The sequence below is a fragment of the Rhizobium sp. 57MFTsu3.2 genome, assembly GCF_012932765.1.
Classification (GTDB): Bacteria; Pseudomonadota; Alphaproteobacteria; order Rhizobiales; family Rhizobiaceae; genus Rhizobium; species Rhizobium altiplani.
The window spans coordinates 1-22,422 of the sequence record NZ_JDWI01000031.1 but is presented as its reverse complement, the minus strand read 5'-3'; the positions used below and the strand labels follow the sequence as shown (position 1 = coordinate 22,422).

18 protein-coding genes are annotated in these 22,422 nt (G+C 61.5%); 4 read left to right on the top strand and 14 right to left on the bottom strand.

Going from position 1 to position 22,422, the window contains the following annotated elements; genetic code table 11:
* Positions 1–28 precede the first annotated feature (28 nt).
* Positions 29–1,153, bottom strand: coding sequence for an alkene reductase (locus tag AF71_RS25320; RefSeq protein WP_018858670.1), 1,125 nt, complete (start codon positions 1,151–1,153; stop codon positions 29–31).
* A gap of 85 nt (positions 1,154–1,238) precedes the next feature.
* On the opposite strand from AF71_RS25320, the gene AF71_RS25315 reads away from it, so the two are divergent.
* The gene (locus AF71_RS25315) at positions 1,239–2,216 is read left to right on the top strand and encodes a LysR family transcriptional regulator (protein ID WP_018858671.1); all 978 of its coding nucleotides are present in this window, start codon (positions 1,239–1,241) and stop codon (positions 2,214–2,216) included.
* Between the two features lie 74 nt (positions 2,217–2,290).
* Here the strand turns inward: AF71_RS25315 and ilvN are convergent, their stop codons facing one another.
* Together ilvN and AF71_RS25305 are read right to left on the bottom strand one after the other, a co-directional pair.
* Positions 2,291–2,863, bottom strand: coding sequence for an acetolactate synthase small subunit (ilvN, locus tag AF71_RS25310; protein WP_018858672.1), 573 nt, complete (start codon positions 2,861–2,863; stop codon positions 2,291–2,293).
* Positions 2,864–2,889: 26 nt separating this feature from the next.
* Complete coding sequence (locus AF71_RS25305; RefSeq protein WP_018858673.1) at positions 2,890–4,683, bottom strand: acetolactate synthase 3 large subunit; 1,794 nt, start codon at positions 4,681–4,683, stop codon at positions 2,890–2,892.
* Between the two features lie 345 nt (positions 4,684–5,028).
* On the opposite strand from AF71_RS25305, the gene AF71_RS25300 reads away from it, so the two are divergent.
* On the top strand, positions 5,029–7,110 hold the full coding sequence (locus AF71_RS25300; protein ID WP_169683745.1) for an ATP-binding protein: 2,082 nt from the start codon (positions 5,029–5,031) through the stop codon (positions 7,108–7,110).
* Between the two features lie 17 nt (positions 7,111–7,127).
* Here AF71_RS25300 and miaA read toward each other — a convergent pair whose 3' ends face one another.
* Positions 7,128–8,021, bottom strand: a complete 894-nt coding sequence (gene miaA, locus AF71_RS25295) for a tRNA (adenosine(37)-N6)-dimethylallyltransferase MiaA (RefSeq protein ID WP_169683758.1) — start codon at positions 8,019–8,021, stop codon at positions 7,128–7,130.
* Between miaA and serB the strand changes: the two genes are divergently transcribed.
* Together serB and AF71_RS25285 are read left to right on the top strand one after the other, a co-directional pair.
* Complete coding sequence (serB, locus tag AF71_RS25290; protein ID WP_169683744.1) at positions 8,020–8,910, top strand: phosphoserine phosphatase SerB; 891 nt, start codon at positions 8,020–8,022, stop codon at positions 8,908–8,910. The two genes, miaA and serB, sit on opposite strands and share 2 nt — an antisense overlap.
* Positions 8,907–9,473 carry a GNAT family N-acetyltransferase gene (locus AF71_RS25285; protein ID WP_018858677.1) on the top strand — a complete coding sequence of 189 codons (567 nt, stop codon included), beginning with the start codon at positions 8,907–8,909 and terminating at the stop codon, positions 9,471–9,473. The genes serB and AF71_RS25285 overlap by 4 nt, the downstream gene beginning before the upstream one ends.
* A 109-nt stretch (positions 9,474–9,582) precedes the next feature.
* Here the strand turns inward: AF71_RS25285 and AF71_RS25280 are convergent, their stop codons facing one another.
* From AF71_RS25280 to AF71_RS25235, 10 genes are all read right to left on the bottom strand, one after another.
* On the bottom strand, positions 9,583–11,178 hold the full coding sequence (locus tag AF71_RS25280) for a DegQ family serine endoprotease (protein WP_018858678.1): 1,596 nt from the start codon (positions 11,176–11,178) through the stop codon (positions 9,583–9,585).
* A 189-nt stretch (positions 11,179–11,367) separates the two neighbouring features.
* Positions 11,368–12,297, bottom strand: coding sequence for a protease modulator HflC (locus AF71_RS25275; RefSeq protein WP_018858679.1), 930 nt, complete (start codon positions 12,295–12,297; stop codon positions 11,368–11,370).
* Positions 12,298–12,300: 3 nt separating this feature from the next.
* Entirely contained in the window at positions 12,301–13,392 is a 1,092-nt protein-coding gene (gene hflK, locus AF71_RS25270) for an FtsH protease activity modulator HflK (RefSeq protein ID WP_018858680.1), read from the bottom strand.
* Positions 13,393–13,545: 153 nt separating this feature from the next.
* Positions 13,546–14,061, bottom strand: coding sequence for a dihydrofolate reductase (locus AF71_RS25265; protein WP_029792761.1), 516 nt, complete (start codon positions 14,059–14,061; stop codon positions 13,546–13,548).
* Positions 14,062–14,385: 324 nt separating this feature from the next.
* A complete protein-coding gene (locus AF71_RS25260) occupies positions 14,386–16,467 on the bottom strand; it encodes an FAD-binding protein (protein WP_018858682.1) in 2,082 nt (693 codons plus the stop codon).
* Positions 16,468–16,495: 28 nt separating this feature from the next.
* Positions 16,496–17,665: a Gfo/Idh/MocA family oxidoreductase gene (locus tag AF71_RS25255; RefSeq protein ID WP_018858683.1), complete on the bottom strand. Its 1,170-nt coding sequence runs from the start codon at positions 17,663–17,665 to the stop codon at positions 16,496–16,498.
* Positions 17,666–17,760: 95 nt separating this feature from the next.
* Entirely contained in the window at positions 17,761–19,416 is a 1,656-nt protein-coding gene (locus AF71_RS25250; protein WP_169683743.1) for a GMC family oxidoreductase N-terminal domain-containing protein, read from the bottom strand.
* Positions 19,417–19,420: 4 nt separating this feature from the next.
* The gene (locus AF71_RS25245) at positions 19,421–20,956 is read right to left on the bottom strand and encodes a GMC family oxidoreductase (protein ID WP_029792364.1); all 1,536 of its coding nucleotides are present in this window, start codon (positions 20,954–20,956) and stop codon (positions 19,421–19,423) included.
* Positions 20,957–20,978: 22 nt separating this feature from the next.
* Positions 20,979–22,094, bottom strand: coding sequence for an ABC transporter ATP-binding protein (locus AF71_RS25240; protein ID WP_025660749.1), 1,116 nt, complete (start codon positions 22,092–22,094; stop codon positions 20,979–20,981).
* A gap of 4 nt (positions 22,095–22,098) precedes the next feature.
* The coding region (locus tag AF71_RS25235) for a carbohydrate ABC transporter permease (RefSeq protein ID WP_169680144.1) at positions 22,099–22,422 on the bottom strand (324 nt) is incomplete at its 5' end.

Here is a 22,422-nt window from a genome sequence, read left to right as displayed (position 1 = left end):
TTGGCACTAGTGCCGGCAAGGGCCGCGATCAGGCGGCTTTTATGTCGGGGCTACCCCCATATACCGGATAATCAGTGTACCCTTCGGCGCCACCGCCGTAGTACGTCTCACGGTTCGGCGTCGCCAACGGCAGGTCCCGCCGCAATCGCTCGACCAGATCGGGATTTGCGATGAACGGCTGGCCGAAAGCAGCGAGATCAATAAGGCCGTCCTGCAGGAACTGCTCTGCACGGCGCTTGTCGAGAGAACCGGCAAGAATAAGCGTGCCCGAATAGCTCTCGCGGAACTTGCGCAGAAAATCCCTCGAAAGAGCCGGAGCGCTGGCAAGCCCCTGATCCTTCAGATGCACATAGGCAAGTTTGCGTTCAGCAAGCGCAGTCGCAAGATGCAGGTAGGTTTCCTCGATCAAAGGATGGTGCGGCATGTCGAACAGCTTGCCGAACGGCGAAAGCCGGATACCGACCTTCTCGGCACCAATCCGCGCCACCACCGCGTCGACAATCTCCAGCACGAAGCGCGTCCTGTCTTCGACGTTGCCTGCGCCATATCGGTCGGTGCGGTCGTTGATCAGAGTATTGAGAAACTGCTCCAGGAGATAACCGTTGGCACCGTGGATCTCGACGCCGTCAAATCCGGCGGCAACGGCATTGGCCGCAGCATTCGCAAAGTCGTTTACGACCCTTGCGACCTCGTCAGTCCCAAGCGGTCGCGGCACGCTGGCTTCAACGAAACCGGCAACACCTTCGTCGTTGAACGCGTAGGCCGTGCTCTTATCGTCGCGCGCCGGCTTGGCGCTGGAACTGACCGGCTGGCCGCCAGCCGGCTGAAGAGAGGTATGCGACATGCGGCCGACGTGCCAGATCTGCGCAAAGATCTTCCCGCCTTCCTCGTGCACGGCCTTCGTCACGCCCTGCCAGCCGCGAACCTGATCGTCCGACCAGATGCCGGGGATAAAGGCGAAACCCGTTCCCTCTTGCGAGATCGGCGTTCCCTCGGAAACGATCAGACCGGCGCCGGCGCGCTGGCGATAATACTGGGCGGTCTGCTCGTCGGCGATACCGTCCTTCGCCCTGGCCCGGGTCATCGGAGCCATGACGACACGGTTACGAAGCTTCTGGCCGCGAAGGTCGTAGACTTCAAAGAGAGACTTCATGAGCGCAATTCCTCAATTCGGTTGATTATCATCGACCAAACAGATATCTCTGCCGCATTCAGAAATCCAACAGATGGAAATCATGATGTCGATCGATCACGCTCATATATTGAAGTTCGACCTGAACCTGCTGGTTGCCTTTGATGCCCTGATGAGCGAGCGCAACGTCACGCGGGCGGCGCAGCGTATCGGCACATCCCAATCCGCCTTGAGCCACAATCTCGGCCGCCTGCGCGCGCTTCTATCGGATGAACTGTTTGTTCGCTCGGCGCGTGGGATCGAACCAACGCCACGGGCGCAGGAACTCGCGGAGACCGTCAGCGGCATCCTGTGCACGATCCAGTCCCGCCTGATCGAGCCGGAGCAATTCGACCCGGCAACGGACGAGCGAACCTTCACGCTCGGAATGACCGACTATCTCGAAAGCCTGTTGATGCCGCCGCTTCTCGCTTCCGTTCGCGAGCAGGCGCCACATGTCAATTTCGTGATACGGTCGCTCGACCAGGATTATCCCGCGGATCTACTGGACAGCGGCGAGATCGACCTCGCGATCGGCAAGGTGGAAACCGGCAACGAACTCCATAAACGCCGCAAGCTCTGGTCCGAGCGTTATGTCATCCTCAGCAATCCCGAGACAACCGGCCGCTCCGGCATGATCGACCTCGAGACTTTTCTCGCGACCCCGCAGGCCGTGATCGTCAGCAAGGACGGCCGCTGCCGCCTTGTGGACGAAGTGCTAGCTGAGCGTGGATTGAAACGACGCGCAGCAGTGACGACGCCGCACCTCTTCACGCTGCCGATCCTGGTTCGGGATACGCACGTACTTGCCGCCGTGCCAGCAAGCTTCGCCCGTGCCTGGGCGCCGGTGTTCGGCCTCGCCATCAGCCCAGGACCGGTGGACATCCCGCCCTATGACATCTCGCTTGGATGGCACACCTCGTCCGACCGCAACGCCGGGCACGTCTGGCTACGCCAACAGGTCCTTGCGGCGCTCGAGCCTGTCCGCGCCAAGGTCCTTCAGGCGAATGCAGGATCCGATATCGCCTTGGTCGCCGCCGAATAGATCGCTCGGATTGTCACCGGATTGCCGGAATGGGAGAAGTACCGGGCGCCCTGGCGTCCGGTACTTGTATTGGCTTACATCCCCTGCTGGCCGCGGTTCATCGCGGCAATACCGGTGCGGCAAACCTCGATGAGGCCGAGCGGCTTCATGATCGAGACGAACTGGTCGATCTTCGAGGACTTGCCGGTGATCTCCAGGATGAAGTGATCGACCGTGGCATCGACCACTTTCGCATGGAAGGCATCCGCGAGCCGGAGCGTCTCGGCCCGGGTCTCGCCCGTACCGATGACCTTGACGAGCGCCACTTCGCGCTCGATCGGACGCTCCTGGCCGAGTTCGCGGGCGCGTACCGTCAGATCGACCACCCGATGAACAGGAACGATGCGCTCAAGTTGAGCCTTGATCTGTTCGAGGACATGGGGCGTGCCGCGCGTCACGATGGTAATACGCGACAGATGCGCCTGGTGCTCGGTTTCGGAGACGGTCAGGCTCTCGATGTTGTAGCCGCGGCCAGAGAACAGGCCGATGACGCGGGCAAGGACGCCCGGCTCGTTGTCGACGAGGACCGAAAGCGTATGGCTTTCGACCGCCGCCGTCTCGGGCGAGATGAAGTAGGCAGAGCCCGTCGGCTGAAGGTGTGCGTTCATGGTCTTGGGTTTCCTCTACCTTGATATCAAACGAGCTGACGGCCCTTGGCGTCGATCGCATTGGCGACCGCCTCGTCCGTGGCTTCGTCCGGCAGCAGCATTTCGTTGTGAGCCTTTCCCGACGGGATCATCGGGAAGCAATTGGCGAGATTGGCGACACGGCAATCGAAAATGACCGGCTTCTTCACGTCGATCATTTCCTGGATTGCGCCGTCCAGATCGTCAGGCTTGTCGCAACGCAGGCCAACGGCGCCGTAGGCTTCGGCGAGCTTGACGAAGTCGGGCATCGCTTCCGTATAGGAGTTCGACAAGCGATTGCCGTGCAGCAACTGCTGCCACTGGCGAACCATGCCCATGTACTGGTTGTTCATGATGAAGATCTTGATCGGCGCTTCGTACTGGATCGCCGTCGACATTTCCTGGATGCACATCTGGATCGAGGCGTCGCCGGCAATGTCGATGACGAGGCTTTCCGGATGCGCGATCTGCACGCCGAGCGCTGCCGGCAGGCCGTAGCCCATGGTGCCGAGGCCGCCCGAAGTCATCCAGCGGTTCGGCTTCTCGAATCCATAGAACTGCGCTGCCCACATCTGGTGTTGGCCGACTTCGGTCGTGATGTAGGTGTCGCGATCCTTGGTCAGCGCATAGAGGCGCTCCAGCGCATATTGCGGCATGATGACATCGTTGTTCTTGGTATAGGCGAAGGAGTTGCGCGCCCGCCAGCGCGTGATATCGGCCCACCAATCGGCGATCTGGCTCTTCTCCGGCTTCTTCGGCAGAGCCCGCCACAAGCGGACCATGTCTTCCAGAACGCTTCCAACATCGCCGCGAATGCCAAGATCGACGCGAACGTTCTTGTTGATAGAGGACGGGTCGATGTCGATATGGATCTTCTTCGAGTTCGGTGAGAAGGCAGTGATGCGGCCGGTAATGCGGTCGTCGAAGCGGGCGCCGATACAGACCATAACGTCGCAGTCATGCATCGCCATGTTCGCCTCGTAGGAGCCGTGCATGCCGAGCATCTTCAGCCAGTTCTTGCCTGATGCCGGATAGGCGCCGAGGCCCATCAGCGTCGAGGTGATCGGGAAATCCGTCAGCTCGACCAACTCGCGCAGAAGCTTGGTCGCCTCGGGGCCGGAGTTGATGACGCCGCCGCCGGTGTAGATGATCGGACGCCGTGCACTCGCCATCATCTCGACCGCCGCATGGATCTGGTTGAGATCACCCTGGATCTTCGGCTGGTAGCTCTTCTGGATCGCATGGGCCGCAGGCGGCGTATAAGTACCGGTGGCAAACTGGACGTCCTTCGGAATGTCGACGAGAACGGGACCCGGGCGGCCCGACTGCGCGATGCGGAAGGCTTCGTGAATGATCGCCGCGAGATCGTTGACGTCCTTGACCAGCCAGTTGTGCTTGGTGCAAGGGCGCGTGATGCCGACCGTATCGGCCTCCTGGAAGGCATCCGAACCGATCAGCGAGGTCGGAACCTGGCCGGTGAGGCAGACGAGCGGGATCGAATCCATCAAGGCGTCCTGCAGCGGCGTGACGGCATTCGTCGCACCCGGACCGGAAGTAACAAGCAAGACACCGACCTTGCCGGTTGAGCGGGCATAGCCTTCGGCCGCATGGCCGGCGCCCTGCTCATGGCGGACGAGAATGTGCTTGATCTCGTCCTGCTGGAAGATCTCGTCGTAGATCGGCAGCACTGCGCCACCCGGATAGCCGAAGATATGCTCGACGCCGTTGTCCTTCAGCGCCTGGAGGACGATCTCCGCTCCCGTCATCCGATTGCCTGCTGCCTGATTGTCCGTGCCCGTCATGTTTCTTTTCCGTTTTGACTGCTGGGATTTGAGTTCTGTGGTCCGGAAGCCCGAATTTCGGGCATAAAAAAAGGCCCCTGAGGGAGCCTGTCATCTAGCGCATGGGTGGCTATCGCCGGATGGTTACACCATCCTGCCCATGCGCTTTCCCACCACGATAAGAGCTACTGCGATTTTCATGGGGCGAAGTGATAGACAGAAAATTTCGCATCGTCAACGCATGCCGCAATAAAAAATCGAGCCCGATCGCACCAGCCGAACGTGTGCCGGAATGATCACCTATCGCAAAAAGACTTTCTTAAACGTTCGCTCATATCCTCCTTTACTATCGCAGGGAGTAGCCCTTTGCTGAACAAGGACTTGCACACGTCAGGCAAGGCAGGCGAGCATGACCGCCGCGATGACCAGACCCCGGGCAACCGGTTTCTCGGCCGCGTTGTTGCGTGCAGCGGGTCTCGCGCAACCATCGCCGCCGTCGCCGAAGCTGGGGGCACGGAGCTTGCCGAACTGTGGTCGGTCGGAAAGCTGATTTCGATCAGCGTTGGCCGAAATCGTGTGGTCGCCATCGTCTACTCCATGAACACCGACAGTCACAGCTGGGGTGAAGGAAAAGACAACCACTTCCAGATCGAGACCGAGTTGCTCGGCGAAGTTCGCGTCGACGAGGACGGTCGCGAGCAGTTCTCGACCGGCATTTCGCGCTATCCCTATCTTGGCGCCATCGCCCACCGCATTCGCGCGAGCGACCTGATGCGGATCTACGATGCCGGCAGCGGAACGACGGCGGTCATCGGCAAGCTCACTCAGGACGAGAGCATCGATGCCGCGATTCATATTCCTTCGATGCTGTCCAAGCACTTCGCCATTGTCGGATCGACCGGCGTCGGCAAGTCGACGGCCGTCTCTCTGCTCCTGCACAAGGCAATCGAGGCAGACCCGAAGCTCCGTGTCCTGATCTTGGACCCGCACAACGAATTCGCGGCCGCTTTCCCAAAACATTCGGTGGTTATCGACACCGACACGCTCGATCTGCCCTTCTGGCTGATGAAACTGGAAGAGTTCGCGGAAGTCGTCTTCCGGGGTCGAACACCCATCCCCGAGGAAGTCGATATTCTGCGCGACTTGTTGCCGGAGGCCAAGCGCGGCTTTCGCGGCAGCGACAACTCGATCGTGCGGCGCACCACCGAGAAAAGCTCGATTACCGCTGATACACCTGTTCCCTATCGCATGGCCGATCTGCTTGCGCTGATCGACGAGCGCATCGGCAGGCTCGAGGGTCGCGACGAAAAGCCTCTACTCAGATCGCTGAAGATGCGCATCGTCGCCGCCATCAACGATCCGCGCTACCACTTCATGTTCTCAAGCAATACGATCAGCGACACCATCATGGAGACGGTGGCGGAAATATTCCGTATCCCCGGCGATAGCAGGCCGATCTGCACCTTCCAGCTATCGGGCATCCCGTCTGAAGTCGTGAACTCGGTTGCCTCGGTCCTCTGCCGTATGGCCTTCGAAATCGCGCTGTGGAGCGACGGCGCCATCCACATGCTCGTCGTCTGCGAAGAGGCACACCGTTACATTCCGTCCGACCCGAATCTCGGCTTCTTCCCGACAAGACAGGCCATCGCCCGCATCGCCAAGGAAGGCCGCAAGTACGGCGTATCGCTCGGGATCATCACGCAGCGCCCCGGCGAACTCGACCAGACGATCCTGTCGCAGTGCTCGACCCTCTTTGCGATGCGCCTTGCCAATGACCGGGACCAGGAGATCATTCGCTCGGCCATCCCGAATTCGTCGATCTCGACGACCAGTTTCATCTCCTCGATCGGAAACGGCGAAGCGATCGCCTTCGGCGAGGCCATCAGCGTGCCGATGCGCATGCGCTTCTCGCGCGTCGATGTGCAGTACCTGCCCAAGGCGAACGGCGCCAGCGTCAAGGTCAGCGAGGAGGATCCTGATAACGTCGACCTGCGCAAGATCGTGACACGCATGCGTGCCGTCGCCGGTCCCGACATCTCGGCATTCCAGCAAAGCTATTCGGCCGCCATCTCTCCCAGCGGTACCTACGAAGACGAAGACAGCTTTGGTGACGACTTCGACGAATTGGTAGCGGCCCCTTCCTACCCGTCGGCCAACATAGCGACAACACCGCCACTGGCCCCGATCGAACCCTATCGCCGCGATATGCTGCCGGGGGCGGGCTCTGCGCGCGAGGCTGCGGCCGCCGCGTCGCCCGCACCACTCGCAGCATCGGAAACATCTATCGACAGCCGCCTCGAAGCCCTGAGGCGCGAAATGCGCGGAGAGCCTTCCTCCGGACCAGGTGACAGACCAACTGCCACGGGCGGCATCCGCCGGGAACCTGGCGTGTCTCTTCGTGACAGCATCCTGAAAAAGCCGCTCAGCAGCCTGAACAACAAGGAATAGCCGACCTCCGAGCGGTTCTACGGGAGGCGCTCCCAGCTTTCGTCCATCTGGTTGCGAAACCAGGTCATCTGTCGCTTGGCGTATTGCCGCGTCGCCGCAGCCCCCCGCTCCAGCACTTCGTCGCGGCTAAGCTCGCCTCTCAACATCGCCGCAATCTGCGAAACGCCGATGGCCTTCATGACCGGCATATCGGGCGGCAGCGAAAGCGAAAGCAGGGTCTTCACCTCGTCCTCAGCCCCCTGCTCCAACATCTTCTCGAACCGACCGTTGATCCGCTGGTGAAGGATGGCCCGATCAGGTGCGACGACGATCTTGCGAGAAGTCGAAGGATCGACGATCACAGGGCCGGTCTGCGCCTGGAAATCGGCAATCGATCGACCCGTCGCCTCGAGGACCTCCAGCGCTCTTACGATCCGCTGCCCATCCTGTGGGCGCAGACTTTCGGCGACCAATGGATCGCGCTCCCGCAGCTGCCGATAGAGTTCGTCGCGTCCTTCCTCCTGCAAGCGCGAACGAAGGCGGTTTCGCACCTCCTCCGGTATTGCAGGCATATCCGAAAGCCCACCGGTCAGCGCCTTGAAGTAGAGGCCCGTTCCGCCCACGAAGATTGGTTTGCGCCCGTCGGCATGAAGGCGCGGCAAAAGCTCGGTGACATCCCGCAGCCAAGCGCCCGTCGAATAGGCCAGCTTCGCCGGGACGTGACCGTAGAGGTAATGCGGCACGCCTTGCATATCCTCGTCCGAGGGTCGCGCGGTCAGCACGCAAAGCGTGTCGTAGACCTGCATGCTGTCGGCGTTGATGACGACGCCATTATGCTGTTTCGCAAACTCGACGGCCAAGGCGGACTTGCCGCTGGCGGTCGGCCCGGTTATCAGGATCGCGTTCACTGCGCTTAGAAGGTTTTCCATCATGGCTCTCGTTGCCACGCTTGTTGCCAATCCGTCAAATCCTGTTCTCACGCCTGTCATTGCCGAGCAGGCATCCGACGCCGTGAATGCTTCCGGCCTATACTGGCTTGCCGATGGCGTTGCCTGCGATATCACGCTGAGAGATGGGACGGACGTGGAAGCCGCCCGCGCCAACATTCTCGCCGTCATCGGCAGCGCTGCGATCGACCTTGTCATCCAGGACGCAGAGACGCGCCGCAAGAGACTGCTGATCGCCGATATGGACTCCACCATGATCGGCCAGGAATGCATCGACGAACTCGCCGCCGAAGTCGGCCTGAAGGAAAGGGTCGCCGCGATTACCGCTCGAGCCATGAATGGTGAGATTGCCTTCGAGCCTGCCCTTCGCGAGCGTGTCGCCCTCTTGAAGGGATTGCCGATATCGGTCGTGGATGAAGTCATTGCCAAGCGCATCACACTGACCCCAGGTGGCCGCGGACTGATCGCCACCATGAAATCCAAGGGGCATTATACGGCGCTGGTCTCCGGCGGCTTTACCGTCTTCACCGGTCCCATCGCAAAGACGCTCGGCTTCGATGAAAACCGGGCGAACGTTCTTCTGGAAGACAACGGCGTTCTCACCGGCTACGTCGCCGAACCTATCCTCGGCAAGCAAGCCAAGGTCGATGCGCTGAACGACATTTCAGAAAAGCTGGGAATTTCACCGAAGGACGCCCTTGCCGTCGGCGACGGTGCAAACGATCTCGGCATGCTTCAACTCGCCGGATCCGGCGTCGCGCTGCACGCCAAGCCGACCGTCGCCGCACAGGCGAAAATACAGATCAATCACGGCGACCTTAGCGCTCTCCTCTATATCCAGGGCTACCGCAAGACCGATTTCGTAACGCCATGACAGTGATCCTAACGACCGATCGCCTGCTTCTGCGCAATTGGACTGACGAGGATCGGCCGCTTTTCCACGAGATCAATTCCGATCCCGAGGTGATGGAATTCTTCGCCGTCCGTCGCGACCGCACCGAGGCAGATTCGATGCTGGATACGATCCGCGATGCCATCGCCGAAACAGGTCTTGGCTTCTATGCAGCGGCTCTGAAGGAAACCAACGAGCCGATCGGCTTTTGCGGCCTCTGGCGACCCGAACTCGAGCCTTTCCTGCCGGCAGGCACCATCGAGGTGGGCTGGCGTCTAGCGAAGAGACATTGGGGCAAGGGCTATGCGACGGAAGCGGGAGCGGCAGCCCTTCGGCGTGGCTTCACCGAGTTCGATCCTCCCGAAATCGTCTCTTTCGCGGTGGCGGACAATCATCGCTCCACCGCCGTCATGCGCCGACTTGGCCTGCATCACGAACCCGCCCGCGATTTCGACCATCCAAGGGTTCCCGACACGCATCCGCAGCTGAAACGCCACGTTCTTTATGCAATCAGCCGTGAGCAATGGAAGCGTGGAATCGGCTGACGCCAATTGTCGTGCGCGACGGAAACCCCGGAAAGACCCGGCGCCGACTGTGATCATCGGCGAAGGCACCACTCAGCAGTTTGTGAAAAGATGGCCGCGCTGTGTCCTGCTATTCCATCGGCACTGCGACGAAGCGCAAGTCACCGTTCGACGACGCGATCATCATCTGTGCGTTGCGCCGGCCTTCCTGCTTAAGCGACTGCACTTTCGCGGCAACCGCCTCGGGCGAGCGCATGAACTCCTGCGCCACCTCAACGATTACATCGCCGGGTTTCAGGCCCTTCTCCGCCGCCAGCGAGCCGGGCGCGACCTCGGCAACCAGCACCCCGTCAACGCTTTCCGCGATCCCGAAGGTCTTGCGCGTCTCGGCGCTGAGCTGCGAAAGCGAGAGGCCGAGCACGTTCTTGGGGTTCGTTGCATCAGGCGTTGCCTGATCCGCCTTGCCCTTGGCATCCGGCATCGGCTGGCTCTGCTGATCATCGGGCTCGTCCATATCCTGGTTCTCATCAGGATCCGGATTGATGATGCCACCCTTGTTCGGATCGGCATCGTTGGAGGCAGCCTGATCGCTGTCCTCAAGCCGACCGAGCTTCACCTTCACGGTCTGCTCCTTGCCATCGCGAAGAACGACGACGTCGACTTCCTTACCGACAGGGCTTTCCGCCACGACGCGCGGCAGATCACGCATCTCGTTGACCGGTTTACCGTCGAATTTCAGGATGACATCGCCCGCCTTGATCGAACCGTCATCGACCGGCCCGCCCTTGATGACGCCGGCAACCAGCGCACCCTTGGCGCTCGAGAGACCGAGGCTATCGGCAACATCGTCGGTCACCGGCTGGATGCGCACACCGAGCCAGCCGCGGCGGGTCTCGCCGAATTCGCGCAACTGCTCGACGACGCCAGCAGCCAATTCCGACGGCACCGAGAAGCCGATACCGATCGATCCGCCGCTCGGAGAAATGATCGCCGTGTTGATGCCGATGACCTCGCCCTTCATGTTGAAGAGCGGACCGCCGGAATTGCCCTTGTTGATCGCCGCATCCGTCTGGATGAAATTGTCGTAGGGGCCGGCGTTGATGTTGCGTCCACGCCCCGAAATAATACCCACGGTTACCGATCCGCCGAAGCCGAACGGATTGCCGATCGCCATGACCCAGTCGCCGATCCGCATCACGCTGGAATCGCCGAACTTGACGGCCGTCAGCGGTGCCTTCGGCTCAACCTTGAGAACCGAAAGGTCAGTCTTCGTATCGGTCCCGATCAGCTTCGCCTTCAGCTTGGTGCCGTCGGCGAAATTGACCTCGATGTCGTCTGCTCCCTCGATCACGTGGTTGTTCGTGACGATGTAGCCTTGCGGATCGATGACGAAGCCGGAACCCAGCGAATTGACGTTGTGGTTGCCGCCCTTGTTGCCCTTCTGCTTGTTGAAGAAGTCGTTGAAGAACTCCTGGAACGGTGAACCGTCGGGCGCGCGCGGCGCCGGGCCGACGCCCTCATCGTCCTTGACATTCTGCGATGTCGAAATGTTCACGACGGCATTGAGAAGCCCTTCGGCGAGATCGGCAACGGATGCCGGACCGTTCAGCGGCGGTGTGGTGCCCTGAGCTTGCACCGAGCCGGTGAAACCAACATTAACCAGAAGTGCGGCGCCGGCCAGGAGAGCGAGCGATCGTCTGAAGGTCGGGCGGGTCGTCGGGGCCATCAAGCATCCTCATTTCAAATAAAACGCACTCTGAGCACCAGCATACGGCGGAATGATGGAGGGCGAAATCACCTTTTCGCGAAATCCCGTGCAATCTATTCGCGGCGCCGCCGCCATCCAATCGCAACATAAAAAAGGGCCGGCAAAACTGCCGGCCCGCACTTGGTTTTCCAGGTTCCGATGCCCCGATCAGTTCGTCGGTGCAGTCGGCATCGCCGGCGGTGGCGCGTTTCTTGGCGCACCGCTTGCGTCGTTGAAGAAGCGGAAGAACTGCGAGTTCGGAGAGATCACCAGCGTGGTGTCCTGCGACGTCAGTGCCGTGGAATAAGCGGCCATAGAACGATAGAACTCGAAGAATGCCGGATCCTTGCTGAAGGCATCCGCAAACAACCTGTTGCGCTCGGCGTCACCTTGACCGCGGAGGATCTCGGAATCGCGCTGCGCCTCGGCAGTGATCTCAACGACCTGCCTGTCTGCGATAGCCCGGCGACGCTGGCCCTCTTCCGTACCCTGCGCGCGCAGGAGTTCAGCTTCGGCAAGGCGCTCGGCGCGCATGCGGTCATAGGTCTTCGGCGCAACTTCGCGCGTCAGATCCGTACGGCGGATGCGAACGTCCTGAATGTTGAGGCCCAGGTCCTCGGCATCGCGATGCAGATCGTCGCGCACCTCGAGCATCATTGCCACGCGCTCTTCCGACAGCGCGGCATCGAAGTCGCGCAGACCGTAGACACGGCGAAGTGAGGAATCGAGCTGCGTGCGAAGGCGCGCCTCCGCGGCCTCGCGATCGCCCGACACGGTTTCGCGAAACTTGCGCACGTCCCTGATGTCATAGACCACGAAAGCATCGACATCGAAGGTCGCACCACCGCGAACCTGGACACGAATGTTGTCAAGGTCGAAGCGAAGGGCCTGCCTTTCGACGATCTGGACGCGATCGGCATCCATGAAGGCGAATGGCAGCTTGAAGTATATGCCCGGCTCGGTCTTCACCGACTGGATCTGACCGAAGCGGACCACGATTGCCTGCTCGCGCGCGTTCACAACGAAGACCGACGAATAGAGCGCGATCAAGACGACGGCGAGAAGGCCTAGGATGAGAGGAAGCCTGTTCGATGTCATGGCTCAACCTCCCTGCTGTGCCGGTTTGCCGATCTCGTTGAGCGGCAGATAGGGCACAACCCCCTGCTTCTCATCGATCACGACCTTCTTGGAGTTCTTCAGAACCTGCTCCATCGTTTCGAGGAAAAGGCGTGTCCGGGTTACGTCCGGCGCCTTCGCGTACTGTTCGTTAATGAACGAGAAGCGCTGGGCCTCACCTTCGGCCTCCTTGACGACGCGGTCCTTGTAGGCCGCTGCCGCTTCGCGGATCTGGGCCGCGTCACCGCGCGCCTGACCGAGCTTCTGGTTGGCGTATTGATTGGCCTCTTCGACGAGCCGCTGCTTGTCCTGGTCGGCGCGCTGCACTTCTTCGAAGGCATCGGCAACTTCGCGTGGCGGCGCCACGTCCTGGATCGTCACGGCACCGATGGAGATACCAGCCCGGTAACGGTCCATCGTCCCCTGGACGATGTTGGCGACTTCGGTCTCGATCGGCTGACGATTGTCACGGAACGCGTCCTGGGCCGGACGGCGACCAACGACTTCGCGCATGGCGCTCTCAGCGACCTGCTGGAGGGTCTCGGCCGGATTCTCGACGTTGAAGAGATAGGCCTTCGGATCGCTAACCGTGAAGAACACGGAGAACTGGACGTTCAGGATGTTCTGGTCGCCGGAAAGCATCAGCCCGCTTGACGAAGAGGCGGACGTCGATGCCGCGCCGATGTTCTGCTGCTGCATCGTCACCTTGACGATCTCGACGGTCTCCATCGGCCACAGGTGGAAGTGCAGGCCAGGCGTGGAAATCTCTTCCTTGGGACGACCGAAACGCAATTCGACGCCGCGCTCGTCCGGCTGGACGATGTAGATGCACTGGAAGAGCCAGAACACCACAAGAATCGCCGCCGCAATGACGAGGACGCCACCGTTCAACCCGCCGGGCACTATGTTACGAAGCTGATCCTGGCCGCGCCTGATGATGTCTTCGAGATCAGGCGGCCCGCCCTTGCCACCGCCGCCACCGCGCGGGCGATTAGGCCCTTGCCCCCATGGTCCCTGATTGTTACCGCCGCCACCGCCCCAAGGGCCGCCGCCGCCATTCTGATTGCTCCAGGGCATCAAAACCTCGTTATTCGTTAAACTCACGACCGCCTACTCCACGGGGGCGGCGGACGTAGGCAGTCGTGACCGTTATAGGTATCGCCGCATCTGCTTTCAACGCAGCATGAGGAACTTGGCAATATTTATTGGAAAATAGTTGGTTTTCAGCGCTTAGCGCCTGTCGTAGACCACGAATTTCGTGGGATAGCTATCCTTGTCGCCTGCCGGCACCTCAATCGTCTCCGTCGCCCTCCAAAGCGTGGGGTCAATCGTGGGAAACGACGTGTCACCGTCAACGGATGTTTCGACATGCGTCACGCACAATCGATCGGCGAGATCGAGCGCCTGCGTATAGATCTGCCCACCGCCGATGATGCAGATTTCGTCCTCGCCGCTCCGTTTCGCAATGTCCTCGGCAAGACCGATGGCTTCGGTCAGGGATCGGGCCATACGCACATCCGGATGGTCTATTGCAGCGGCCTGTCGGGAGATCACGACATTGGCCCGCCCCGGCAACGGTTTTCCGATCGATTCATAAGTCTTCCGGCCCATGATGACGGACTTACCGAGCGTTAGAGCCTTGAACCGCTTGAGATCCGTGGATAGCCGCCATGGCATGTCCCCGTCCCGCCCGATGATGCCGTTCTCGGAAACGGCAACCACGATGGTCTTTCGAATTTCTGACATCAAGCTCTCCGATCAGGCCACGATCGACGCATTGGCGCCGGCGCCGGCTTCGTGGCCGGGCGCACCGTCTGCGCCATTATTTTTTCTGGGTACTCGGTACACTTGATTGAGCCTTCGTTCGGAGGTGTCGGGATCGATTCGATAGTGTCATAAAATCGTTGGCGTGGTCTAAACTTTCCTCCGGATATCCCGAGGAAGTTAGGATGGCATCGTATCGATTGTGATCGGTCTCGCCATTGCTCACATCAATGTTCCAGTCACCTAGGCGGCTGTTCGGACGCAATAGCCTGATCGCAGCCTGTGCCATCAAACGCCGGGCTCTCCTCAAACCGTGTCGAGGTCGTAGATGCGGCCCGTCAGCCATGCCGGCCAGTCGCGCTCGAAAAACGACTTGGCACCCTCGTCGAACTTGCGGTTTGGGCGAGTGGCTATCCGCATCGCGTCGCCTTCCAGTCGGACGACGATCTGCTCCTCGCGATGGGCGTCGCGCTCTTTCCGGAAGCGAAACTCCTCCAGCGGGCCGGCATTGGAAAGCGGAAGCGACTCTCCCGTAGTATCGCATATCGCGCGCGCACCACGGCTCCCGCCGCCGTTTCGAATGAAATAATCCAACGCGGCCAACACGGCTTCCGAGGCGAGCGCCATCTGCCGCCATTGAAGTGCCCGCCCTGCCTCGGCAGCGCGCTCGTAGGCAATGCCCTTGGCCCGAATTTCGGCATTGAGCCGCCGCGCCTCGACCAAGGCCGAGGCCACGCTTTCGCCGTCGCAGATCAGGCCAGCCTTGTCGCTCATCCGCGCCTGAACTTCCGTACGGATTGCCTTTGCGGCCAGCGGCCTGTCGCCCTTCAGCATCCCCAGCAGCTCGAAGATGCCGGCGCCTGCGACAACCCGCAGGTCGCTCGAGAGAGCCTTCTTAGCCCTGCCACTTGCGCCGATATGCTCGGCAACGCGCGTCCCAAAGACCTGCCCCGCATTCAAGGCCGCGCCTCCTGGTCTCGTCACTCCGTGCGTACCCGCCGCCTCGCCGACCGCGTAGCACCCCGCGAGACTGCTGCGCCCCCAGGTGTCAACCATGATGCCGCCATTCATGTGCTGGTTGTTGACGGCAAACTCCAGCGGGGCTGCAGCAATATCGACCTTGTAGCGGCGATAAAGTTCGATCGCGAGCGGGTTCATATGGCGAAGACGATGGATCGGCAGATCCTGGGTCGCCGCCGCATTCCCAAGATAGCGCTTCACAACGTCATCGAGGCGCTCGAGATCGAAAGGCAGGTCGCCTGGCACCGGGAGCGGGTTCCGATTGAAGTCCATGAACACGCGCCGACCGGCCGCAGTTTCGCGATAGATCGCGAGGTCGACGAGGCTCGAACCGAAGTCGAGCATCCTCGTGGAGTGGAACGGCCACTGGTATCCCTTGCGGAAGACGTTCGACGCCAGTTCCTGCGTGGTCCGGTAGTATTCGGCGAGGAAGTGATGCTCTGTGCCCTCGGCATCGACGGAATAGATGTGCGGTATGGCCTGGACGTACGTCCCAGACAGGTTCCAGGGAAAGCCTTCCCGGCGCGTTCCAATGCCGAACTGGCTCTCGGTCAGGTTCACCAGGTCGACGCCTGCCTCGAGCGCCAGCCCAAGCGAACCGAAACAGCCGTTCGGATAGACGCTGTCGCGGTAGAGCTCGCCCGGTCCGCCCGCGGCAAGGACGATCACCTCCGTGGCGAACAACGCGACGCCGAGCGGATTGGTCTCGGTCCGGTCGTTTGCCCGAACGGCGAGAACGCCGACCACCCGCCGGCTTCCCTGCTCGCCTTCCGTCAGGATCTTGACGGCGGTCGTATGGTTATAGAACGGGATGTCGAGCCGGATGGCTTCCTCGGCCAGAACCTTGACCATGAGCCTCGAGGTGCGCGGACCGCAGCTCGTTGCCCTTCCCACTTCGTCGTGGTCGGTTTGATAGCGGAGGGTGCCACCGAGCGGCTCCTGCGGCAGCGGCAGTCCAAGGAACTGCAGGGACGCCATCATTCGGCCCGATCCGACGGCCTCGACATAGGCCGTGTCCTCGTCCATCGCGCCGCCGGCCCGGATCGCCCGTGCCATCGCCTTGTAATTGTCGCCCTGATCCGCGGTATTCGCCGTATGGAGCGTCTGCTTGTCCGATCCGGAACAGGCTGAGGTCCCACCCCATGCACTTTGGCTCATGATTGCGACGTCGTCTCCACGGCGATTGAGCTCCACGGCGGCCCGCAGTCCCGCTGCCCCCGATCCAACGACGACGCATCCCGCCCTGTAGACAGGCACGTCGATACCCGCGAGCCGAATGGTCTCCGAGGGTGCGGCTTCCTGCGCCAACCGAGGCATGTCGACGTCAGTCAGGGCGTCGAGGATGTGCTGCGGGACATCGATGGTCATTGGACTGGTCCTTGGGATCTTCGTGCGATCAAACAAGCGGGATGTCGACCCAGCGCCTCAGGCGCGAAGACTCCATGCACGCGTCGACGATCTGGCAGATGTGATGGCCGTCCTCGAACGTCGGCCACATGGGAGTCTTGGTAGTAATCGATTTCACCACCTCGGCGGCTTCGATGATCTTGCTCTCGTTGTAGCCGAGTGCGAAGTTCGGAAGCGGCAGGAATGCCCTGAAGGTTGAGTTTTCCGGGCCTACGTCGATTTCGCGAAATCCGCTCCGGCCGGTGCGGTCGTCGTTCGTGTAGAAGCGGAGCCGATTCACCTCATCATAGGTGTAGGCGATGCTGCCCTTGGTTCCGTAGATTTCGTAGGTCTGCATGAACTTGCGGCCAGTGGCGACACGACTGAAGTCGACGATACCGGCTGCGCCATTCTCGAAGCGGCAAAGGAGGTTCGTGGCATCGGGATTGGTGATGTCAGCCCACGTCTCGTCGCCCTTGAGCTTGACCTGTTCGCCGTAGGCAAGCCCCTCGACAACAGGGCGTTTGGGAGTGACGATCAGGTTGTCGGCAATCAGCGAGCTGACGCGGCCGACGAGAAACTCCATGAAGCTGAAGATGTGCGACCCGGTGTCGCCGACGATGCCCGTCGGAGCAAGCTTTCCGTCGGCGCGCCACATGAAGGGCGTCATGGGATCGCCATACATGTCTACATGCTGGCAGCCCTTGAACATCTTGATCTCGCCGATCTCGCCCGCCTCGATGATCTCCTTGGCGAGGTCATGGACTGGGTTACGAGGAAACGCATGGCCAACGCGGGTGATGACGCCCTTTTCCCTGGCGATGTCGGCAAGTTCGCGAGCCTCAGCGGCGGTGTTTGCCAACGGCTTCTCGCAGTAGACGTGCTTGCCTGCGATCAGGGCGGCTTTGGCCACCTCGTAGTGCAGGCTGTCGGGCAGGCAGATGTCGATGAGATCGACGTCCGGGTCGGTTACCGCCTGCTTCCAGTCCTGCAGGATCTTGGCGCCGGGAGCTCGTCTGGCAAGATCTTCCGCAGCCTTCGGATTGGCCTCGACGATGGCGACCACGCGCGCGGTCCCGCCGGACACCCCCAGGAAATGAGGAAACGTCTGGTAGGCCATGGTATGAACCTTGCCCATCCAGCCGGAGCCGCCCAGCACGGCTACCCTGACTTCGGCCATTATGAAAACTCCCCTGAAAGCCGGTCCGTTCATGACCGGTCACTGCTGTTTCAACTGTTCCGCGTTGTCGCGCAGGCGTGACGTGTTTTGCCGTCCTACCGAACGCCGGCCCGAGCCCTCGGACGCGTATCGTTGCGCTCGTACGAGAAGATCGTCGATGGAAGCGGTGGCAGGCCGCGGATGAGATCCGATCCCTTTTCGCCAACCATGATGGTCGGAGCGTTGGTGTTGCACGAGGGAATCCTTGGCATGACCGAGGAATCGCAGACGCGCAGCCCCTCGAGACCATGGACCCTGAGATCGAGGCCGACGACGGCGTCCGGGCCTGTCCCCATCTTGCAAGTGCCGACGGGATGGTGGTCGGTCTTGGCATTCGCGCAGCCATACTCGATGAGCTGCTCATCGGTCATGATCTTCGGACCGGGAAGACGTTCAGCCAGAACGTAGGGCTTGAGCGCCGCCTGCTGCATGATCTCGCGAGCGATCTTCAGGCCCTCGAGCGACATCTTCTTGTCGCGCGGGTCCGACCAGTAGTTCGGATCGATCAGCGGTGCCGCTGCGGGATCGGACGAAGACAGGCGGACCGTGCCGCGCGATCTCGGGTGGAGATACGCGGAGTTGAGCGTGACGCCCGCGTTCCTCAGGCGCTCGACCCCAGCCTCGATGCCGGATCCCAGGCCGAGGTGGAACTGGATGTCGGGCGAACGGGCGTCCGGATCGGCGTACCAGAAACCGCCAGTTTCGAAGAGAGATGAAGCCACCGGCCCCGTGCGGAAGAGCACGTACTCCATCCCGGCCCACAGGGTGCGGTGCAGCTTCGCGACGCCGTCATATGTGTGGTCTCCGGTGCATTCGGAGATGACGAAGAGATCGAGGTGATCCTGCAGGTTGCCGCCAACGCCCGGAAGATCATGGAGCACCTTTACACCTACGGCACGCAGGTGGTCGGCAGGACCAACGCCCGACTGAAGAAGCAGCTTCGGCGAACCGATCGCGCCCGAGGAAACAAGCACTTCACGCTCGGCGCGAATGACCTCCGGACCGTTTCCGCTTGCTATCTCGACGCCGACGGCACGATTGCCTTCCAGGACGATGCGCGAGACGCGCGCGCCGGTGCGCACCTTTAGGTTCTTGCGATTCTTGATCGGCGAGATGTAGGCCATGGATGCCGAGGAGCGGCGATGGTCGCGCTGCGTAACCTGGTAGAAGCCGATACCCGCCTGCTGGCGGCCGTTGAAGTCGGGGTTGTAGGGAATACCAAGCTCCTGCCCCGCGCGGATATACGCGTCGCAAATGGGCAGAGGTGCGGCCGGCATGGATACGCCGAGCGGACCACCATAGGAATGATAGTCGTCCGAGAAGCGCTGATTGTCTTCAGCGCGCTTGAAGTAAGGGAGTATCGCGCGATAGTCCCAGCCTTCGCAACCGTCTTCGCTTGCCCAGAGATCATAGTCGGCCGCATTGCCGCGGGTGTAGAGCTGGGCGTTGATCGACGAACCGCCGCCGATCACCTTCGCCTGCGTGTAGCGCAGCACCCTGCCGTTCATGTGTTTCTGCGGAACCGTCTCCCAGCCCCAACTGGCGACGCCCTTCGTCATCTTCGCGAAGCCCGCCGGCATGTGGAACAGCGGGTTCCAATCGCCGCCGCCGGCTTCAAGCAGCAGCACCTTGACGTTCGGGTCTTCGCTCAGCCGGTTTGCAAGCACGCATCCGGCCGGACCAGCTCCCGTGATGATGTAGTCGAAACGCATTTTGCTAATCCTGTTGGATGCGAGAGAACAATGGGCCGACTTGCAAATCCTGCGATGCGATATGGTCGGCCACGCGCAGCGCCTGGCTCGCCACCGTGAGTGCGGGATTTACCGCAGCCGACGTCGGCAGGAAGCTGGCGTCCACGACGAAGAGGTTCCGGTGATCATAGGCGCGGCAGTATGGGTCGAGCGGCGCGTTCGCCGGGTCATTCCCGATCCTGACGGTGCCGCACTGGTGCGACGGCGTGCGCTTGTCGAAGGGCTTTGAAAGGACGATCGGGAATCCAATCGACTTGAGTACCGCCTTCAGCTTCGCGACAAGCGCGAGATGCGCGTCCCAATTCGTTCGCTGCCACTGCAGCACGATGCGGTCGCCGTCGACCATCACACGGCTTTCCGGGTTCGGCACGTCCTCGCTCATCGCATAGAAGTCGATCGCGTGGCTTGTCATGGTGTGCAACAGCCATTCCGGAGCCCAGGGCAGCGACCCCTTCAGTACCTTCGCCGAAATCCTGCCCAGCAACTGCACGTTCCCCAACGGCGGGCCGCCGCTTCCATCGGACAGATAGAAATCGTTGAATCCGAACGTCTTCTGGTAAATCGACGTGTTTCGGTAGGTGGGCGAAACCGCGATCACGGCCGAGGAATTATGATTCATGAAGTTCCGCCCGACCTGATCGGAGGAATTCGCGAGCCCATTCTTGTGACGCGCATCGGCCGAGCGCAACAGCAGGACAGCGGACTGAACGGCGCCCGCCGAGAGAATGACGAGCTTCGGAGCAACGGTAAGGTCCTCACCGTTCTTGCGGTAATAGACGCGCTCGATCCTGCCATTCTCGCCCGCCTCGAGCTTCGTGACCTTCGCGTTCGTCTCAAGGCGGACGTTCGGATACTCCAGAGCCTTGAGGAGGGCAGCCGTCTCGGCGTCCATCTTTCCATCGCGGGAATTGGGATGCGCGTCCCAGGGCGTTCTCGCCTTCGACAGCCAGGCGTCGATATCCACTCCCAATGGCAGCGAGAACGGATGCAGGCCCTTGGCCTTCAGCCGCGCCCTGACATCGGCAATCGGCGGTTCGTCGGGAACCGGTGGGTAAGCGTAGTTGCCCGAGTGAACGGGCTCTGTCGGGTCATCTCCCAGATTTCCCCGAACCTCGTACAGACTTTCCGCGCGGCTGTACCAAGGTTCCAAAACCTCGTAGGGAAACGGCCACGCGGGCGACACCCCTTCCCCATGTTGCATCTCCTCGAAATCCTCCCGGCGATAGCGCGAGAGCACGGCGCCGTAGAATTTCGAGTTGCCGCCGACATTGTAGTAGTTGCCCGGATTGAAGCCGGTGCCGTCGGCTTCGTACCAGGTTTCCTTCGGCCGAAAATGGCCGCACTGAAAGATCGCGCGTTGATCCCGGTTCTCAGGACGATCGGCGATGAAATCACCCGCTTCGAGGACCAGGATATCGGCGCCAGTCGCCGCCAGTCCGGCGGCGACCGTGGAGCCGCCCACGCCCGAGCCGATGATGACGATATCAGGAGAGCTGTTCATGTTTGGAATCCTGGCTCCTGGTTTAAGCGATGCGGGTTTGGCTTTGCGGATCGAAGAACACGGCCTTGTCGAGGTTGAAGGCGAGGCGGGCGTGCTGGCCGGCCTGGATGCGGGCGTCGGCCCTGAGCCGCGCCACGACCTCCTTGCCGCCGAGCTTGGTGACCGCGAAGGTGTCGGATCCGGCCGGTTCCACCACCTCGATCAGGCAGTCGCTTTCGGCCAGCGCCTTGGCGTTGCGGTCCGCACCGTCAGGATCGGTCAGCGCCTCGGGGCGGATGCCGAAGACGATCTCGCGGCCGGTATGCGCTTCGAGCGCGCCGTTGCCCGCCGTGACAGGCAGCCGGATCGGCTCGCCCTGCGGACGCGAAAGCGACACGGTCAGGCCGGACGCCCCCTTCTCGATCGTCCCCGCGAGGAGGTTCATCGCCGGCGAGCCCATGAAGTCGGCGACGAACATGTTGGCCGGGTTGTTGTAGATCTCGGCCGGCGTGCCGAACTGCTGCACCTCGCCGTCGCGCATGACGGCGATCTTGGTGGCCAGCGTCATCGCCTCGATCTGGTCGTGGGTCACATAGACGATCGTCGTGCCGGTCGCCTGGTGCAGCCGCTTGATCTCGATGCGCATGTCGACGCGCAGCTTGGCGTCGAGGTTGGAGAGCGGTTCGTCGAACAGGAACAGCTTCGGGTCGCGCACCAGGGCGCGGCCCATGGCGACGCGCTGGCGCTGGCCGCCCGACAGCTGGCTCGGCTTGCGATTGAGCAGGTGGCCGATCTGCAGCACCTTGGCGACCTTGTCGATCGCCTTGTTGCGCTCCTCGACCGGCACGCCGCGCATCTCCATGCCGAAGGCGATGTTTCCGGCCACCGTCATGTTCGGGTAGAGCGCGTAGCTCTGGAACACCATGGCGATGTCGCGCTTCGACGGATGCAGGTCGGCAATGCTGCGGCCATCGACGCGAATGTCGCCCTCGGTGATCGATTCCAGGCCGGCAATGGTGTTGAGCAAGGTCGACTTGCCGCAGCCGGACGGGCCGACGAGCACGAGGAAGCCGCCCTTTTCCAGGTCAAGGTTGATGCCCTTGAGGATCTCCAGCGAGCCGAAGCGCTTCTTGAGACCTGAGATTTCGAGGAAAGCCATTGGATTATCCTTTGACAGCGCCCGCCATCAGGCCACGCACGAAGTAGCGGCCGGCGAGAATGTAGACGAGGAGGGTCGGAAGCGCTGCGATCATCGCCGCCGCCATGTTGACGTTGTATTCGACGACACCGGTGGAGGTGTTGACNACGTTGTTCAGCGCCACCGTCATCGGCATGGAATCGCCCGTGCCGGCATAGGCCGAGGCAAACAGGAAGTCGTTCCAGATGTTGGTGAACTGGTAGATGACGGTGACGACGATGATCGGCAGCGAGTTCGGCAGCATGATGCGGCGGAAGATCTGGAAGAAGCTGGCACCGTCGACCTGCGC